Source organism: Azospirillum sp. UENF 112521 (assembly GCF_058780665.1).
The window spans coordinates 1424736-1441462 of sequence record NZ_JBSNCI010000002.1 but is presented as its reverse complement, the minus strand read 5'-3'; the positions used below and the strand labels follow the sequence as shown (position 1 = coordinate 1441462).

15 protein-coding genes are annotated in these 16727 nt (G+C 64.7%); 9 read left to right on the top strand and 6 right to left on the bottom strand.

The annotated features are described in order from the left end of the window. Positions 1 to 48 precede the first annotated feature (48 nt). Positions 49 to 975, bottom strand: a complete 927-nt coding sequence (locus tag ACWPN8_RS09110; protein ID WP_492240573.1) for a metallophosphoesterase family protein — start codon at positions 973 to 975, stop codon at positions 49 to 51. Positions 976 to 994: 19 nt separating this feature from the next. After that, positions 995 to 1888, bottom strand: coding sequence for a diacylglycerol/lipid kinase family protein (locus tag ACWPN8_RS09105; protein ID WP_492240572.1), 894 nt, complete (start codon positions 1886 to 1888; stop codon positions 995 to 997). A 307-nt stretch (positions 1889 to 2195) separates the two neighbouring features. Between ACWPN8_RS09105 and ACWPN8_RS09100 the strand changes: the two genes are divergently transcribed. The 7 genes from ACWPN8_RS09100 (at position 2196) to ACWPN8_RS09070 (ending at position 9886) form a co-directional block, all read left to right on the top strand. After that, positions 2196 to 3257 (top strand): enoyl-CoA hydratase/isomerase family protein, encoded by a 1062-nt coding sequence (locus ACWPN8_RS09100; RefSeq protein WP_492240571.1) that lies wholly within the window; start codon positions 2196 to 2198, stop codon positions 3255 to 3257. A 257-nt stretch (positions 3258 to 3514) separates the two neighbouring features. Further along, a complete protein-coding gene (locus tag ACWPN8_RS09095; RefSeq protein WP_045580172.1) occupies positions 3515 to 3988 on the top strand; it encodes a MarR family winged helix-turn-helix transcriptional regulator in 474 nt (157 codons plus the stop codon). A 244-nt stretch (positions 3989 to 4232) separates the two neighbouring features. Further along, on the top strand, positions 4233 to 5525 hold the full coding sequence (locus ACWPN8_RS09090) for a cation:proton antiporter (RefSeq protein WP_492240570.1): 1293 nt from the start codon (positions 4233 to 4235) through the stop codon (positions 5523 to 5525). Between the two features lie 224 nt (positions 5526 to 5749). Further along, on the top strand, positions 5750 to 6979 hold the full coding sequence (locus tag ACWPN8_RS09085) for an ABC transporter substrate-binding protein (RefSeq protein WP_492240569.1): 1230 nt from the start codon (positions 5750 to 5752) through the stop codon (positions 6977 to 6979). A gap of 119 nt (positions 6980 to 7098) precedes the next feature. After that, positions 7099 to 7986, top strand: a complete 888-nt coding sequence (locus tag ACWPN8_RS09080) for a branched-chain amino acid ABC transporter permease (protein ID WP_109452701.1) — start codon at positions 7099 to 7101, stop codon at positions 7984 to 7986. 4 nt (positions 7987 to 7990) lie between these two features. Beyond that, positions 7991 to 8986 carry a branched-chain amino acid ABC transporter permease gene (locus tag ACWPN8_RS09075; RefSeq protein ID WP_109446298.1) on the top strand — a complete coding sequence of 332 codons (996 nt, stop codon included), beginning with the start codon at positions 7991 to 7993 and terminating at the stop codon, positions 8984 to 8986. Positions 8987 to 9223: 237 nt separating this feature from the next. After that, positions 9224 to 9886, top strand: a complete 663-nt coding sequence (locus ACWPN8_RS09070) for a phasin family protein (RefSeq protein WP_109446296.1) — start codon at positions 9224 to 9226, stop codon at positions 9884 to 9886. Between the two features lie 124 nt (positions 9887 to 10010). On the opposite strand, the gene ACWPN8_RS09065 is transcribed toward ACWPN8_RS09070, so the two are convergent. Beyond that, positions 10011 to 10853 carry a 23S rRNA (adenine(2030)-N(6))-methyltransferase RlmJ gene (locus tag ACWPN8_RS09065; RefSeq protein WP_109446294.1) on the bottom strand — a complete coding sequence of 281 codons (843 nt, stop codon included), beginning with the start codon at positions 10851 to 10853 and terminating at the stop codon, positions 10011 to 10013. Positions 10854 to 10938: 85 nt separating this feature from the next. Then, positions 10939 to 11550 carry a lytic transglycosylase domain-containing protein gene (locus ACWPN8_RS09060; RefSeq protein ID WP_247872968.1) on the bottom strand — a complete coding sequence of 204 codons (612 nt, stop codon included), beginning with the start codon at positions 11548 to 11550 and terminating at the stop codon, positions 10939 to 10941. Positions 11551 to 12216: 666 nt separating this feature from the next. Between ACWPN8_RS09060 and ACWPN8_RS09055 the strand changes: the two genes are divergently transcribed. Next, a complete protein-coding gene (locus ACWPN8_RS09055) occupies positions 12217 to 13563 on the top strand; it encodes a tetratricopeptide repeat protein (RefSeq protein ID WP_492240568.1) in 1347 nt (448 codons plus the stop codon). A gap of 46 nt (positions 13564 to 13609) precedes the next feature. Here ACWPN8_RS09055 and ACWPN8_RS09050 read toward each other — a convergent pair whose 3' ends face one another. Both ACWPN8_RS09050 and ACWPN8_RS09045 read right to left on the bottom strand, forming a co-directional pair. Beyond that, positions 13610 to 15097, bottom strand: a complete 1488-nt coding sequence (locus ACWPN8_RS09050) for a hypothetical protein (protein ID WP_492240567.1) — start codon at positions 15095 to 15097, stop codon at positions 13610 to 13612. 109 nt (positions 15098 to 15206) lie between these two features. Next, complete coding sequence (locus ACWPN8_RS09045; protein WP_247872967.1) at positions 15207 to 15416, bottom strand: anti-sigma factor family protein; 210 nt, start codon at positions 15414 to 15416, stop codon at positions 15207 to 15209. Positions 15417 to 15781: 365 nt separating this feature from the next. Here ACWPN8_RS09045 and ACWPN8_RS09040 point away from each other — a divergent pair, with 365 nt between their 5' ends. Then, positions 15782 to 16642, top strand: a complete 861-nt coding sequence (locus tag ACWPN8_RS09040) for an SDR family oxidoreductase (protein ID WP_492240566.1) — start codon at positions 15782 to 15784, stop codon at positions 16640 to 16642. Positions 16643 to 16727 lie beyond the last annotated feature (85 nt).

Genomic DNA, 16727 nt, shown 5'->3' with positions numbered 1-16727 from the left:
GGGGGCCGTTCCAGTCCCTGGGGACCGGGCATGAGCCTTGCGCAGGGTTCATGCCCCGCCATGGGCTTCGCCGCCTGCCTGTCGCGCAACCGACTCCCATTGCGCCGCCATCGGATCGGCAACGGCGGAATCGTCGGCGCCGACCGGGCGGAAACCGGTGTCCTGTGTCTGTAGAGCCCAGCGATTGCCTTCCTTGCGGTAACTGGACACCAGTCCGCCGGTAAAGGCCGCGCCCTCCCAGGACCGCACTTCGAACGTCACATTGGGATGGGCGACGGTGATCAGGTTATAGGCGTTCGCCTCGTTCCGCAGACGGGTCGAGGTGGCGGTGGAGGCCTGCGCAACCAGGATGGACCGGGCGACCTGGGTGTGAAAACTCATGATGTCGCCGGAATAGGCCTTGTGCAGATGCCCGGCCAGCAGCAAGTCGACACCGCAGCTTTCCAACGCCGGCAGCGCCAGCTTGTGGCGACCGACCAGCTGGGTCTTGGGCAGGTCGGGCGGCGGCAGGAAGGGATGGTGAGTGAACAGCACCTTGAACATCCTGTCCGGCATTCCGCAGAATACCTCGCGGACCCGCGCGATCTGCCGCTTGTTCATCCTCCCTTCGGAAAAATCCATGATCACGGGGCGGGCGGTGTTGATGCCCAGCACCGCGATCTCGTCGTCGATGTGCAGCGGACTGAAGTCGCTGGTGATGTAGCGCCGGTAATGGCCGAACGGGTCGGTGAAGCGCTTGAACACATTGTAAACCGGGATGTCATGATTGCCCGGTACGGCCATGTAGGGAAACGGCAATTTCTGCAGGAAGGCCCGCGCCTCCTCGAAATGGCGCGGCTTGGCCCGTTGGACGAAGTCGCCTGAAATGACGATCAGGTCGGGAGCCTGCATGGTCAGGTCGGCCAGCAGGCCATCGACAACGCGCGGATCGATCCGCCCGAAATGCAGGTCGGAAATGTGAGCGAGCCGTTTCACGCCATCCTCATCCTTTCTCTCAGCCGGGCGCCAGAACCTTCAGTGCACCGGGGAGAATCCGATAATGCAGCGGGGTGTGCAGTTTCCGGATCTCACCATCGTTGACCATCTTCAGGTGGTGCCTGCGGCTGTGGACCGTGAGGCTGGTGACCGCATAGGTCTCCAGCCCTTCGTCCTGCTTCCACGAACCCGCAACCAGACGTCCCATCAACCGCAACATTGCAAAGGCGTTCCGTTCGCGGGCCACATAAACCCCGAGTTTTCCGGCATCGAGCGCCTGGCGGGAGAGGACCAGCCCGAACCCGTCGTCATAGACATTGTTGGAAACCACCAGAATCGGCGTGCGCATCCGCCGCGGACCCTCGCCCCACTCCAGCCGCACATCCAGCATCGGAAGGCGGTACAGCGTCTTCGCCAGGGCCACGGCGGCACCGGGCCATTTCAGCAGCCGGTGCTGCTTGCGCTGGCGCTCACGTTCCTGGACCACCTGCGGATAGAAGCCCAGAACCGAACTGTTGAGGTAGGGCTCTCCGTTCACCTCGGCAATGTCGATGGCGCGGACTCGCCCCGCGGCCAGTGCCTCCGCCGCATCCTCCAGTTCCAGCGGAACATGAAGATCACGAGCCAATAGATTGAGAGTGCCCAGCGGAATCACGCCCAGCGTCTTGCCCTTCGGGAGTGCCAGCTTCGCCGCGCTGTGCAGCGTGCCGTCGCCGCCGCCGACCACAACGGCCTCGGCATCGGAGTCCAGCACCCGTTGGATCGTATCGGTGCATTGCGCGCCGTCGACGGTATGGAGGTCTACGGTCGCACCATGCCGTTCGAACGCCGTGCGGATCGCCGCCTCGGCGCGGTCGATAGGCCGATCGACCAGTGAGCCCGCCTGCCGGTTCAGGACGATTCCGATCTTCATGGCGCACCCGGCAGGCTGTTGAGCGGCATCGGCATCTAACCTTCCCTGAGAAGTCGAATGGTGTCTCGTCTTCAGATGAGAGCGTGAGCGCAACGGTCCAAGAGCGGTGATGTTCCTGATTGGCTGTGCCGGACCGTCACGGGCGAACATCCGGATCCGTATGGTGGGTTTGACAGCGCCGCCCGCTCCCGTATCATCGCTGTTGGCCAACGCTGCCGTCCTGACGCGCAAAAGGATGCACGGCAGGGATGGCGCAGGAGGCCCGCCACCGCCCGATTCGTAACGATAATTGAGAAAATACAAGACGATGAGCGACGCTGCTGAGATTCTGTTCGAACGTCGGGGCGCCATCGGCCTCGTCACGCTCAACCGGCCCAAGGCGCTGAATGCGCTGACGCTGGGCATGATCAGGCTGTTCGATCCGCAGTTGCGGGCCTGGAACGCCGATCCGGAGGTCAAGGCCGTCGTGATTCGCGGTGCCGGCGAAAAGGCCTTCTGCGCCGGCGGCGACGTCGTCAGCCTGTATGAGGCTGGCAAGGCCGCCAGGGAGGGGCGTGGCGACACCGGGCCGGTCCGCGCCTTCTTCAGCGAGGAATATGTGCTGAACCGGCTGATCAAGCGCCTGTCCAAGCCCTATGTCGCGCTGATCGACGGCATCTCGATGGGCGGCGGCGTCGGACTGTCGGTGCACGGCACCCACCGCATCGTCACCGAGCGCACCCTGTTCGCCATGCCGGAGACCGGCATCGGCCTCTATCCCGACGTCGGCGGCACCTATTTCCTGCCGCGCCTGCCGGGGCAGGTCGGCATCTGGCTGGGGCTGACCGGCGACCGTCTGAAGGCGGCCGACCTGCTTGCCATCGGTGCCGCCGACGCCTTCGTGCCGAGCGCCCGGATCGACGCGCTGATCGACGATCTGGCGGCAGGAGTCCCTGCCGACGAAGCCGTCGCCGCCCACCGGGGCGAAGCGGGCGATGCGGCTGTGAGCGGCATCCGCGCGGCGGTCGACCGCTGCTACGCCTTCGACAGCGTCGAAGCCATCGTCAAGGCACTGGAAGCCGAGGGAACCGAGTGGGCGGCCGGTCAGATCGCCATCCTGCGCCGGGTGTCGCCGACCAGCCTGAAGGTGACGCTGGCTGCCCTGCGCCGTGGCGCCAAATTGGATTTTGAAGGCTGCATGGTGCAGGAACTGCGCCTCAGCCTCGCCTGCCTGGCCGGCGACGATTTCTATGAGGGCATCCGCGCCGTCCTGGTCGACAAGGACAAGAACCCGAAATGGAAGCCGGCCGAACTGACCGATGTGGGTCCGTCGGATGTCGAGCGTCACTTCGCCGAACCGTCGGGCGGCGATCTCGTGTTCCGGGACTGACCATAGGCGATGTCGAAGGGATGAAGGTCACGCACCGATTGCGTGGTCTTCCCCTTTTTGCTTATGCGGGACCTGCCGCCCGGTAGAAAGCCTTTCGCCGGGGGCACTCTGCGAAAGGGGCCTGTACAGACGGGTTGTGCCAGACTTTTTCTGGAATTATTAAGATGATTGCCGACGAATGATCGGTTAATCTCGCCTTAAGGTCCCGGTATCGTCCTTGCGCGGGGAACGGCCGGTTAGAGCCAAAGGAGACCGCGGTGCGCAAACCTTATTATGAGAGCATTCTGTTGATCGAGCGGCTTCACCGCCACTTTCTTGAAGTGCTCAAGACTGAGTTGGACAGGCTCGGCATCCAGGACATCAACAACGTCCAGAGCCTGATCCTGTACAACATCGGCGAAGACGAGATGACGGTCGGCGAACTGACCGCGCGCGGTTACTATCTGGGCTCCAACGTCTCCTATAACGTCAAGAAGATGGTCGAGAACGGCTATCTCGGCCAGGAACGCTCCCCGCACGACCGCCGTTCGGTCCGTGTCCGCCTGTCGGAGAAGGGCCTGGATCTGCGCGAGAAGATCAGCGTCATGTTTGAACGTCATCTGACCGCCCTGGAAAAGGCCGGCTTCAGCGACGAGGAACTGACCAAGGCGAACGAGACCCTGCGCAAGCTGGAACGGTTCTGGTCGGCCTCGCTCGACTACAGCGGCTTTCCGATGACCTCGGCGGCCTGACCGGCCGATTTTGCGACGGCCCCCGCGGTTCCGGCTCCCGCGGGCGGCATCGGGTTCAAGCTTCCCATTGCGGCCTTACAGTCGGGGCAGGGAAGCGAGACCGATTGAGCCGGCACCTTCACCGTCCATTCCGCAAGCCTTCTTGCGTGTGAGCTGAACCCATTCGCGACTTCATGCGTTGTCGTGGATTGGCCTTGGCGCGGCCCTCTTGCCGTGCCGGAGCGATCATGGCAATGGGCGGCGCATGTCTTACACGGTCATGTTGGTGGGGCTGGGATTCCTGATCCTGCTGGTGGCGTGGCTGCCGATGGTCCTGAGGGAATTGCCGCTTTCCCTGCCGATCATCTGCGTCGGTTTGGGCTTTCTGGTCTTCGGAACGCTGGAACTGGAAAACCCCGAGCCGCTGGCCTTTCCGGAAGCGACCGAGCGGCTGACGGAACTGATCGTCATCATTTCCCTAATGGGTGCGGGGCTGAAGCTGGACCGCCGCATCGGTTGGCGGCGCTGGATCATCACGTGGCGCCTGCTGGGCATCACCATGCCCTTGTCGATTCTCATGATCGCCCTGATCGGCTGGTACTGGCTCGATTTTCCACTCCCGGCCTCGATTCTGCTGGGGGCGGCTTTGGCGCCGACCGATCCGGTCCTCGCCTCCGACATCCAGGTCGGCCCGCCGAAATCAGGGGAGGAGGACGAGATCCGGTTCAGCCTGACGTCCGAAGCCGGGCTGAATGACGGTCTGGCCTTTCCCTTCGTCCATCTCGCCATCGGCGTGGCTCTGCTCAACGGGAACCCGCCCTGGAACCTGCTGGAACATTGGGTGCTGCTGGATGTGATCTGGAAGCTGATTGCCGGAGTCGGTGTCGGTTGGCTGGTCGGGCGGTTCCTCGGCTATGTCACTTTTCGGGTGCCGAACCGTGCCAACCTGTCACGGACCGGTGACGGGTTCGTATCGCTCGGCATCACGCTGATCGCCTATGGCCTGACGGAGCTGGCCAGCGGATACGGTTTCGTCGCCGTCTTCGTCGCCGCGCTCGCCCTGCGCGACGCGGAGCGCAACAGTGAATATCACGAGCGCCTGCACGACTTCGTCGAGCAGACCGAGCGACTTATGATGATGATCATGCTGGTGCTGTTCGGCGGGACGATTGCGCATGGCCTGATCGACGCCCTGTCCTGGAGCGCCGTGGGTGCGGCGGTGGTCATCCTGCTTCTGGTGCGTCCGGTGGCAGGGGTGGTCGGGCTGACAGGCGTGGAGATGCCGGTCGGCGAGAAGCTGGCCATCGGTTTCTTCGGCATCCGCGGCATGGGCAGCATCTATTACATCGCCTATGCGCTGAACGCTGCGGAATTCGATGTGCCGAACGCGCTGTGGGCGATCACCGGGTTGATCGTGCTGCTCTCGATTCTCGTTCACGGCACCACGGTGACGCCGATCATGCAGCGGATCGACCGCCGCCGGCAGTCCGCCGAACCGTCGCCGGACGCCTCCATACACCGCCGAATGGAAAAAGCGGGTGTTTCGGCCGATCCTTGATGAAAATTGTTTGTGAAGCTGAAATTCAGCTTTCCGTACAAGACGATGCCCCTGCATAGTGGACGGGAATGGACGGCGCGCACGGTCTGACGGTTTCCGATGAAACCAAATGGACAGGCCGGAACGACCGTCCGGGACCCGCCGGACAAAAAGATCCGAGCGATCCAATCCGGACGGGCGCCCGCACTATGCGCAATGCAACGCTGAGGGGGAGGAATTCACGCATGATCGCACGTCTTCTGGCCGGTGCCGCCCTTGCTGCCCTGACGATCGGTGTCGCGTCCACCGGGCCTGCCTTGGCCCAGCAGGGCAAGCTGTCCGGTGACATGGTCAAGATCGGTGTGCTGAATGACCGTTCGGGCCTCTATGCCGACCTCGGCGGTGAGGGATCGGTCATTGCCGCCCGCATGGCGGCGGAGGAGTTCGGCAACAAGATTCTCGGAAAGCCCATCGAGATCATCTCTGCCGACCACCAGAACAAGCCGGACATCGGTGCCAACCTCGCCCGCCAATGGATCGACCAGGACGGCGTCGATGTGATCGTCGACGTGCCCAATTCCGGCGTGGCACTGGCCGTACAGGAAGTGACCAAGGAGAAGAAGAAGATCTTCCTGATGGAAGGTCCTGCCACTTCGCGTCTGACCGGCGACGCCTGTTCCCCCACCGGCTTCCACTGGCCCTACGACACCCACGCTCTGGCCGTCGGCACCGGTCAGGCGATGGTGAAGGAAGGCGGCGACAGCTGGTTCTTCATCACCGCCGATTACGCCTTCGGCCATCAGCTGGAGGCCGACACCTCGGTCGAGGTGAAGAAGGCGGGCGGCAAGGTGGTCGGTTCGGTGAAGGCGCCGCTGAACTCCGCCGACTTCTCCTCCTTCCTGCTCCAGGCGCAGGCGTCGGGCGCCAAGATCGTCGGCCTCGCCAATGCCGGCGGCGACACCATCACCTCGATCAAGCAGGCGTCGGAGTTCGGCCTGACTCAGGGCGGCCAGCAGAAGCTTGCCGGCCTGCTGATCTTCCTGTCCGACGTGCACGCGCTGGGGCTTCAGGTCGCCCAGGATCTGGTGCTGACCACCGGCTTCTATTGGGACCGCGACGACGAATCGCGCGCCTGGTCCAAGAAGTTCTTCGACCGCTACGGCAAGATGCCGACGATGGTGCAGGCCGGCAGCTATTCCGCCGTCCGTCATTATCTGAAAGCCATCGAGGCCGCAGGGACCGACGACGGCCCGGCCGTCGCCGCCAAGATGAAGGAGATGCCGGTCAACGACATGTTCGCCAAGAACGGCACCATCCTGCCGAACGGCCGCATGGTCCACGATATGTATCTGGCCCGCGTGAAGAAGCCGTCCGAATCGAAGGGTGCTTGGGACTATTACCAGATCCTGCGCACCATCCCCGGCAAGGAAGCCTTCGCAAGCTTCGAGGAGAGCGGCTGCAAGCTGCCGAAATGACGGTGCCGAACTGATGGCCGGCCGGTACAAAGCCATGACGTGACGGAGCGGGATCCCCGCCGCGGCGGTCCTGGGGGACCGGTTCGGCGGGGATGCCGTTGGGGAGAGCGACGCTCATGATGGGAACGATTTTCGGCATTCCGCCCCAGGCGCTGTTCGGCCAGCTTCTGCTGGGGTTGATCAACGGATCGTTTTACGCGCTGCTCAGCCTTGGGCTGGCGGTGATCTTCGGCATGTTGAACGTCATCAACTTCGCCCATGGCGCGCTTTATATGATGGGCGCTTTCGTCGCGTGGCTGCTGCTGACCCAGCTTGGCATCGGTTACTGGTGGGCGCTGCTGCTGGCGCCGCTTGTCGTCGGGCTGTTCGGGGTGGTTCTGGAAAAAACGCTGCTGTCGCGGCTTTACAAGCTGGACCATCTCTACGGCCTGCTGCTGACCTTCGGGCTGGCGCTGATCGTCGAGGGCGCGTTCCGCCACCAGTATGGCGTCTCGGGGCAGCCTTACCCTATCCCCGACGCGCTGAAGGGCGGGCAGAATCTCGGCTTCATGTTCCTGCCCAACTATCGCGGCTGGGTGGTCGTCGCCTCCCTGATTGTCTGTATCAGCACCTGGATCGCCATCGAGAAGACGAAGCTGGGCGCCTATCTGCGCGCGGCGACGGAAAATCCGGTGCTGGTCCAGGCCTTCGGCATCAATGTCCCGCGGATGATCACGCTGACCTACGCCTTCGGCGTGGCGTTGGCCGGGCTTGCCGGCGTGCTGGCGGCGCCGATCTACCAAGTGTCACCGCTGATGGGATCGAACCTGATCATCGTGGTCTTCGCCGTGGTGGTGATCGGCGGCATGGGGTCGATCCTGGGTGCCGTGCTGACCGGTTATGGGCTTGGCCTGCTGGAGGGGCTGACCAAGGTGTTCTACCCGGAGGCCTCCAACATCGTGGTCTTCGTCATCATGGCGGTGGTGCTGATGATCAAGCCAGCCGGCTTGTTCGGACGGGAGAGGTGAGCGCATGAGCCTTCATTCGCAAAGCGGCGTCCAGGCATCCGGGAAGGCCGTGCATGCGCCGGCTGCAGGGTCGACGCTGGCGCGGGTCGGCGCCCTTGCCGTGCTGGTGGCGCTGCTGGCGGTTCCCTTTCTGCTCTATCCCGTCTTCCTGATGAAGGTGCTGTGTTTCGCCCTGTTCGCCTGTGCCTTCAACCTGCTGATCGGCTTCGGCGGTCTGCTCAGCTTCGGTCACGCCGCCTTCTTCGGAAGCGCCGCCTATGTCACAGCCCATACGGTAAAGGTGTGGGGACTGTCGCCGGAACTGGGGATTCTGCTTGGCACCGCGGCCTCGGCGTTCCTCGGCATCCTGTTCGGCAGCATCGCGATCCGTCGCCAGGGCATCTATTTCGCCATGATCACGCTGGCGCTGAGCCAGATGGTGTTCTTCCTCGCCCTGCAATTGCCCTTTACCCATGGCGAGGATGGCATCCAGGCGGTTCCGCGCGGCGTGCTGTTCGAAGTCTTCGACCTGAACAACCCGCTGGCGATGTACTATACGGTGCTGGGCGTTTTCCTGATCGGCTTTGCCATCATCTGGCGGACCGTGCATTCGCCCTTCGGGCAGGTGCTGAAGGCGATCCGCGAAAACGAACCGCGCGCGATTTCCCTGGGCTACCGCACCGAGCGTTACAAGCTGATGGCCTTCGTCCTGTCGGCGACGCTGGCCGGGCTGGCCGGTGGCACCAAGGCGATTGTGTTCCAATTGGCGACGCTGACCGACGTCACGTGGCAGATGTCGGGCGAGGTGGTGCTGATGACGCTGCTGGGCGGCATGGGCACGCTGACCGGGCCGGTGATCGGAGCTGCTCTGGTGGTGACACTGGAGAATTATCTGGCGGCGACAAGCCTTCCCGTGCCGGTGGTGATCGGTTGCATCTTCGTCGTTTGCGTGCTGGTCTTCCGCCGCGGCATTGCCGGGGAAATTCAGGCGCGGTTTGGAAAGCAGAGCCGCTCCGGATAACGGCGCTGATTAAGATGGATCAAATCGAATAAGAACTGTTTCACACAAAAGACAGTTCGATTTCAAAATATCGCATACCTCGAAAGAAAGTGTGCGGCGATATTATTTTGCGTCCTGGAACGTTCTGTTTTCCTGGTGTTATAGGAATGAACTCGTTCGGCGGTGCAGCATAAATGGCCGACGCGAGATATGGGACGAAGCGTCATCCCGGACGAAAATATTCGAGGAGCATCCCGCATGGCTATGGACAAGGACACCACACCCGGTGTGCGCGACACCGCCGATCTGGCGAGGGGCGCGCTCGACGATCTGACGCGCGCCGGCGAGACCACCACCCGCCGCGCCGCCGATGCCGCGCGCTCGATCGGTGGAGCCGCGACGGAAACGGGAGTCCACGCTGCCGATGCCGGTCTGGATGCCGGACAGAGGGCGATGGATGCCGGGGCCGACATGACCCGCCGTGGCGCGGAAGCCGCCAGGTCGGCGATGGGTTCCGCCACCGATGCCGCCGGCCGTACGTCGGAGCAGTTCCAGCGCGCTCTGGGCCTGTCCAAGGAAGCCCAGGGCGAGGTCGCGAGCCAAACTCGTGAGACCATGGACGTCATGGCCCAGTGCAGCAGCGTGCTGGCCGACGGTCTCCAAAATGCCTGGCGTGAATGGATGGGGTTGGCCCAGGAGGTCGCTTCCCGCAACGCGGAGGGCATGAACGCCCTGATGCGCAGCCGGAGCGTCCCCGATTTCTACGCCGCGCAGAGCCGCATGCTGAAGGACAACATGCAACTGGTCCTCAGCCGCAGCGTGAAAATCTCCGAATTGTCGGCCAACACCGCCAACACCGCCATCGGCAAGCTGAATGCCCGACTGGAAGGTGCGGCACAGCAGGCGGAGCGCCGGTTCTGACCACCGCGCCGCCGATGACGGCACGTCATCGATAACGAACGGTCTCCATCCTGACTGAACCCCGGCCCGACAAGACCGGGGTTTTTTCTGCGCTTGGACCGGCTTTCCCCCGAATTGGCTTTCCTTACGACGCCTCGGGCGTCAGCCAGCTGACCGCCGTGCCGCCGCCGGTGGAAGGCAGGGCGTCGTGCAGGGCCGGCAGCATCGCCTTGAGCGTCTCGTCGAGTTGCCAGGGCGGATTGACGATCAGGAGACCGGAGCCGTTCAGCCGAAGATGGGTGTCTTCGGGGTGCCAGGTCAGTTCGGCGATCAGCACTTTCGGAATGCCGGTCTTCTCCACCGCATCCTGGAACCGCCAGACAGCCGCGCGTTCCTTGATCGGATACCACAGGGCGAAGATGCCGGTGGACCAGCGGCGGTGCGCCAGCGCCAGCCCTTCCGCCATGCGGGCGAACTCGTCTGGCTGCTCGAAGGGCGGGTCGATCAGGACCAGCCCGCGCTTTTCCTTGGGCGGAAGATGGGCCTTCAGCGCTGCGTAGGCATCCGACTGATGGACGGCGACGGCGCGGTCTCCGGCGAATTCGGCCTTCAGTGTGTGGGCGTCGTCAGGGTGCAGCTCCACCAGCACCATGCGGTCCTGCGGGCGCAGGGCCGCGCGGGCGACGCGGGGGGAACCGGGGTACCAGCGCAGAGCCCCGTCCGGGTTCAGCGCCTGCACGGCGCCGAGATAGGGTGCCAGGGCAGGGTGCGGAAGGGAATGGCCGAACAGCCGGCCAATGCCCTCGTCGCTCTCCGCCGTCTTGCGGGCCGCTTCGGACGTCAGGTCGTAGCGGCCGATCCCGGCGTGAGTGTCGAGCACGCAGAAAGGCGCCGGCTTGGCGCGCAGATGATCCAGGATCAGCGCCAGGACGGCGTGCTTCATCACGTCGGCCGGGTTGCCGGCGTGGAAGATATGGCGGTAGTTCATGCGTCGGGGTTTACCCGATCCGACAGCGCCGCGCCAGCGCTCTCACGGCTGCCTTCACGCAGCACGGCTATCGGTTGGTCGGCTGTCAGTTGATGGCCGCGACCTGCTGGGCATTGCGGAAGCTGCGGCGGGTGCGCGGGGCGACACTGACGGGATCGCTGTCTTCACAACGGGAGGAGGCGAGCAGCTTGGCGCTCTGCGTGTCCAGTTCGGACAGGCTCTGCCAGATCTTGCAGACATAAGCCTGGGCGCGGCGGCCCGAGCTGCCGTTGTAGCGGGTCAGCGCGGTCTTCCAGTTGCCTTCCTCGCCGTGGAAGCGGACGAGAAGCTGGCCGGCGTAAAACACGTTGTCACGCGGCTCGACGATCTTTTCCAGCGGCTGGAACTCGCCTCGGTGAGACGCGACCGAAAGCTGCATGCAACCGACATAGGTGTTGCTGCGAAGCTGGCCGCGATGGTCGCGCAGGTGGCGGGCAGCGTCGCTGACGTTGCGGGCATAATAGGGGCGACCCTGGACGCTCATCGCGAAGGGGTGGGGCGCGCCGTCCTGGCCGCTCTCAATCAGGGCGATGGCGACCAGCATGCCGGACGGAATGCCCAGCTTCTGCTCGGCTTCCACTGCGTGGGTGACGCAGCTTTCCTTCGACTGGGTCGCGCTTTGGGCCTGGGCCGTGCCGGAAACGGTCAGGACAGCCATGGAAGCCGTCAGCAGTCCCGCAGCCAGTGCGAAGCGTCCACACCCTGTGGCGCCTACGCGCTGATTTCGTCCCCGCATCCCAAACCTCCTTCTGCTGTCGCCCCGTGTTCTACGGCGGCTGTTTGACCCCCCGCGCGGGGCCGTTGTTCCGGTCACCGAGTCGCTTACGGCGACCGCCTCCTACCCAGATGTTCAGCGCCTCCCAATTGGGCGCCGGGGCCACACTTCCAAAAATTTGATCCATCGTCAACCCGCTTGCACCCTGGTAATACCACAGCTTTCGTCCGGCAGATGTCACGCCGGGCTCCGAAACGGACGGCTTAGGCCCTTCGACATGGGTAATAAGCCATTGAATTGCCACATTTCCCGGCGATAACGATAGGGTTAGCCAAGCTGGGTCCGCTATCCTTTTGAACAGGGTCCGCAAATAGGGCTACTGCGACCGCGTGTCGCCGGAATCACACTTCGGAAGGATTTTCGTTCCCCCCTTGCGCAGCGCAGCATGTTGCGGCAGTAAACTCCGCCGCCTTATTTCCCGGGACTCGGATGCCTGGGGATTGGCGGAGCCGCAGCGTCGCCCGGGACGGCCCGATGGCGGGCGGAGGCGGGTTCTCCGGGCCGGCGGCATCTCCCTGGCCGAAGCCCGACACCAGAGGACATTCATCCGTGTCAGCGGATCCCTCCTTCGGCGACGAGCCGCAAATCTACAATCTCGATCAAATGTTCCGGGATGGATATGACCGGCTCTATGCCGGGGATCATGCCGGTGCCGGGCTGGCATTCCGTACCACCGTCATTGTCGACCCCGCCAACGGCGAAGCATGGTCCGCACTGGCCGAAGCCGAAGGCGGACATGGTCCGGCGGGGCAGGCCGCAGCCTGTTTCCGGCGCGCCGTCACGCTTGAGCCGGGGAACTGGGGATGGCGGTCGATGCTTGCCGATGCGCTGCGGCAGTGCGGCGAAATCAATGCTGCACATGCGCTTTTCCACAGTCTGGCGGCGGAGCGCAGCGATTCGGCGCAGGTCCGACTCGGGCTCGGCCGCTGCCTCGCTGAACTTGGCCGGTCAGACGAGGCGTTGGAGGAGTTCCGGGAGGCAGTGGCTCTGCGCCCCAACGACCGCGATGCCGTGCTGGCACTGGCCGACGCACTGACCGCTTCCGGCGATGCACTGGCGGCGGTCGAACTGCTTCAGCCGCTCGCCCGCCGGTACGAGGGCGATCCGGCTGTCCATCATGCGTTGGGGCGCAGCTGGCTTGTCCTTCGTGAACCGGTGAAGGCCCTGGATGCCCTCCGTCACGCCCGGGACCGCGCGGAGGGGGAAGAGGCGGCGGCGATCGAACGGTCGATCGCCGCCCTGGAAGCCGGGGAGGGAGCCGACCTGTCGGCCGCCTATGTCCGCGCCCTGTTCGACCGCTATGCCGACCGCTTCGATCAGGATCTGGTCGGCAAGCTCGGTTATGCGGCGCCGGACCTGCTGCGCTCTGCGGTCGACCGGGCGATGCCCGGGGCCGCGGCATTGCGGATTCTCGATCTCGGCTGTGGCACCGGGCTGGCGGGGGTGACCTTCAAACCGCTTGCCGCACATCTGGCCGGGGTCGATCTGTCGCCGAGGATGGTCGAGAAGGCGCGCCAGCGCATGCTCTATGATGAGTTGAGTGTCGGCGACGTGGTGGAGGCGATGGAGCGGACGCCCGGCGGCTGGGACCTGCTGGTCGCCGCCGATGTCCTTGTCTATATCGGCGATCTCGCAGCCGTCTTCGCCGCGGCGGCCCGCGCTTTGGCGCCGGGAGGCCGTTTCGCCGCGACCGTGGAGCGTCTGGCCGACGAAGCGGCGGTCGATCCCTTTGTCCTCGGCGCCACCCGGCGGTATGCCCATGCCGAGGGCTATGTCCGGGAAACTGCGGGCATGGCCGGGTTCACGATCCGCCTGATGGAGTCCTGCACTCCGCGCCGGGAGAAAGGCGTGCCGGTTCCCGGCCTGCTGTTCGTGGTGGAGCGGGCGGCGCCGTAGGAGAGGCGCCGCAAACCTCGACATTCTCTTTGGCGGATGCCCCTAATCAGATGGCTTGGGTGTACCGGCCGCCATCGCCGGGCAGGCACCAGCGGACATGCAGCTGACCCTTCGAATCGAAGCTGCATGCGATCCATCCGGCCCCCCGCAGCAGGCGTCGCCCGTTTTCCGCAAAGGGCGGCATCTCGAATCGGTGGGCCGGCAGGGGATGGTCGGGGCGGATCGCCAGTGGTTCCGCAAGCCGCGAGCGCCAGCCGACCGGCCGGCCGGTTGCGGTGAATGTGGGGGTAAAGAGCTGCCACATCTCCAGCCCGCCACCGCGCAGCACGCCCCGCGCTCCCGCTCCGTCTGCAAGGCCACGCGATGCGACGGTGATTCGGCAGCCACTTCGCCGGGAAAAATCGCCCAGGGTGCGCAGCATCCGCTCCCAATCGGCATGGCGTCCGGTCGACGACAAACGGTCTCCCAGCCGGTCGCCAAGTCGGTTGCGCATCCGGTCCGGGATTGCGCTTCCCAGGCGGTCGAGCAAGGCGGCGGCTGGAGACAAAAGCGGCCCACCGCTGACCAGGATCAGATGCCGGCATCCGGCGAAGCGGTCGAGCCAATCGGGCAGCAGGCTCCAGTCCCGTTCGGACAGCAGGCGCCGGCTGTTGCGGTCGGTCCACAGATCGAGGGCAAGAAGGCCGGCTTCGCCCAGGACGAAGCCCTGCGCCAGCGTTCCGCAGGCGGACCCCCACAGGCAATCCGGCGGGTTGTCCGCCACCGACCCGGTCTGGAACAGCTGGACCTGACGCCGCACCGCCATCAGCAACGGACGCAGGCTGCGCGATGTGGAGTCGCCCTCATCCCGGCCGCTCCAGGCGCCCGCCAGCAGACGGCCGAGATCGGCGCCATCCCACATCATCACCGACGGAATGGAGGCCAGCGCCGACGCCGCGGCGGCACCGCTCCAGACCCGAAGCATCCGGTCGAAGCCGGCGGTCATCAGCTCCTCCGCCACACCGGGCAGGGCGGGGCCGAGCCGTCGGGAGGCATCCGTCAGCAATCCCCGGGCCTGGGCGGAGGCTGACATCACCGCGTCGCCATCGATCTGCCCGCCTGCCTGAACCAACAGGTGATAGCGGTCGGCGGTATGCCGGGAGATCAGGTCCGGCCAGAGAGCGGTCGGCGCATTGGCGTCGGGACCGGCATCTTCACTCGTTCCGCTTCCGTAAAGAATAGCGAGGCGGGGAAATGAATGACGGCCCGGAACGATCACGTTCCAGCGGGGACCGCCAGGGAAACCGTATGTGACATCGGTGTCGCGCATGCCGCGGGGAACGGCGAAGTCGAAGCGCCAGACTTGGCGGCGGCGCCAGACCATCAGGTGACGCGGCGGGACGGGCAGGGTGACACCGTCCACCCGCAGATCGTCGGGCTCGACATCCCCATCCAGAACGAACAGCGCCGACAGCCACCAGCGGTCGCGCTGTTCTCCACGGAAGTACAGGATTGGGCCGAGCAGGATGCTCGGCTCCGCTCGTCTGGGCGCCATGCTTCATCCGTCCGAACCGGCCCCTCCCCCAAAGATGGGCCTGCCGCATGCAATAGCGCAATGTGCTGCCGGACGGAGAGAAAATAACGCGGGGCGCGCCGGAGGGCCGTCAGCCGTTCCGCTTGCGCAGCAGCTCCAGCATTCGGGAGGGCACCTCTTCGCTCAGGACTGGGTCGTAAAGGCGATGAAGCTCCTCGACATGCTGGCGATGCTGAGCGAGCAGCGCCTTGGCGTCGGGATCGCTCTCGACCACGCTCTCGAATTCGGCACGCTCCCGGTCGTCCAGGGCGCCGTCCAGATAGGCGTTTATATCGGTCATCGTTACACGCTTCATCTCTGTCGTTCCCGGATGGGTCGCCGGGGTTCTCCCCTGGGACACGATCAACCGTGACACGTCCGGTGGCTCCACCGCTGGCGGACGGTTCGGCCGAAAGGACCCCTATCCCATCTTATGGGCATGATCCTCCGCCATACCAGTCCGACAAACGGCGCGATCATTGCTCACTTTCGAGGCGAGCAATCCGGCACTGCCATCCTCTTTCGCGTCGCCCGGCCAAGTAACAAGGCAATGTCGCCGATTGTTCCGGCGCTCTTCTGTGAGGAACGCCGTGCATTGGGGTTTGTTGTGAATGTGCAACTCATCCCATCCATACCCGAACGGCTTGCCAACCAAGGAGAATCCCTATGGCTCAACAGGAAAGCAGGCAGCCGCCCCAGCATCAGGACACCCGGCCCGGCCATCAAGGTCCCATGGTACCGCAGCCCTCCGAAACCCGGCCCGGCTATCGCGGCAGTGGCAAGCTGCGTGACAAGGTTGCGCTGATCACCGGCGGCGACAGCGGCATCGGACGGGCCATCGCCGTGCTGTACGCCCGTGAGGGTGCGAAGGTCGGCATCCTGTACCTGAACGAGGATGACGACGCCCGTGAGACCCGCCGGCTGGTCGAAGCCGAAGGTCAACCCTGCACCATCCTGAGCGGCGACGTCGGCGACGAGGAGATCTGCCGCAAGGCGGTGGAGCAGCTTGTCGGCGAGCATGGCCGCATCGACATCGTCATCAACAACGCGGCCGAACAGCATCCGCAGAAATCGATCGAGAACATCACCGCCGAACAGCTGGAGCGCACCTTCCGCACCAACATCTTCGGCCAATTCCATATGGTGAAGGCCGCGCTGCCGCACATGCGCGAGGGAGGCTGCATCATCAACACCACGTCGGTCACGGCCTACAAGGGCAGTCCGGAGTTGCTGGACTACTCCGCGACCAAGGGGGCCATCGTCGCCTTCACCCGGTCGCTGTCGATGTCGCTGGCCGACCGCGGCATCCGCGTCAACGCGGTGGCGCCCGGTCCGATCTGGACCCCGCTGATCCCATCCACCTTCGACGAGGAGAAGGTGGAGAAGTTCGGCAGCAACGTGCCGATGAAGCGCGCCGGCCAACCGGACGAGGTGGCGCCGGCTTATGTGTTCCTGGCGTCCGATGACTCTTCTTATATGTCCGGTCAGGTGCTGCACCCGAATGGCGGCACCGTTGTGAATGGCTGACGGACAGCAGGTGGAAGGCCTCGACGCCAGCGGCACCGGAGCTTCCCCCTGGTCATCCGACGCTGTCGGTGTCTCCAGGCCCCGG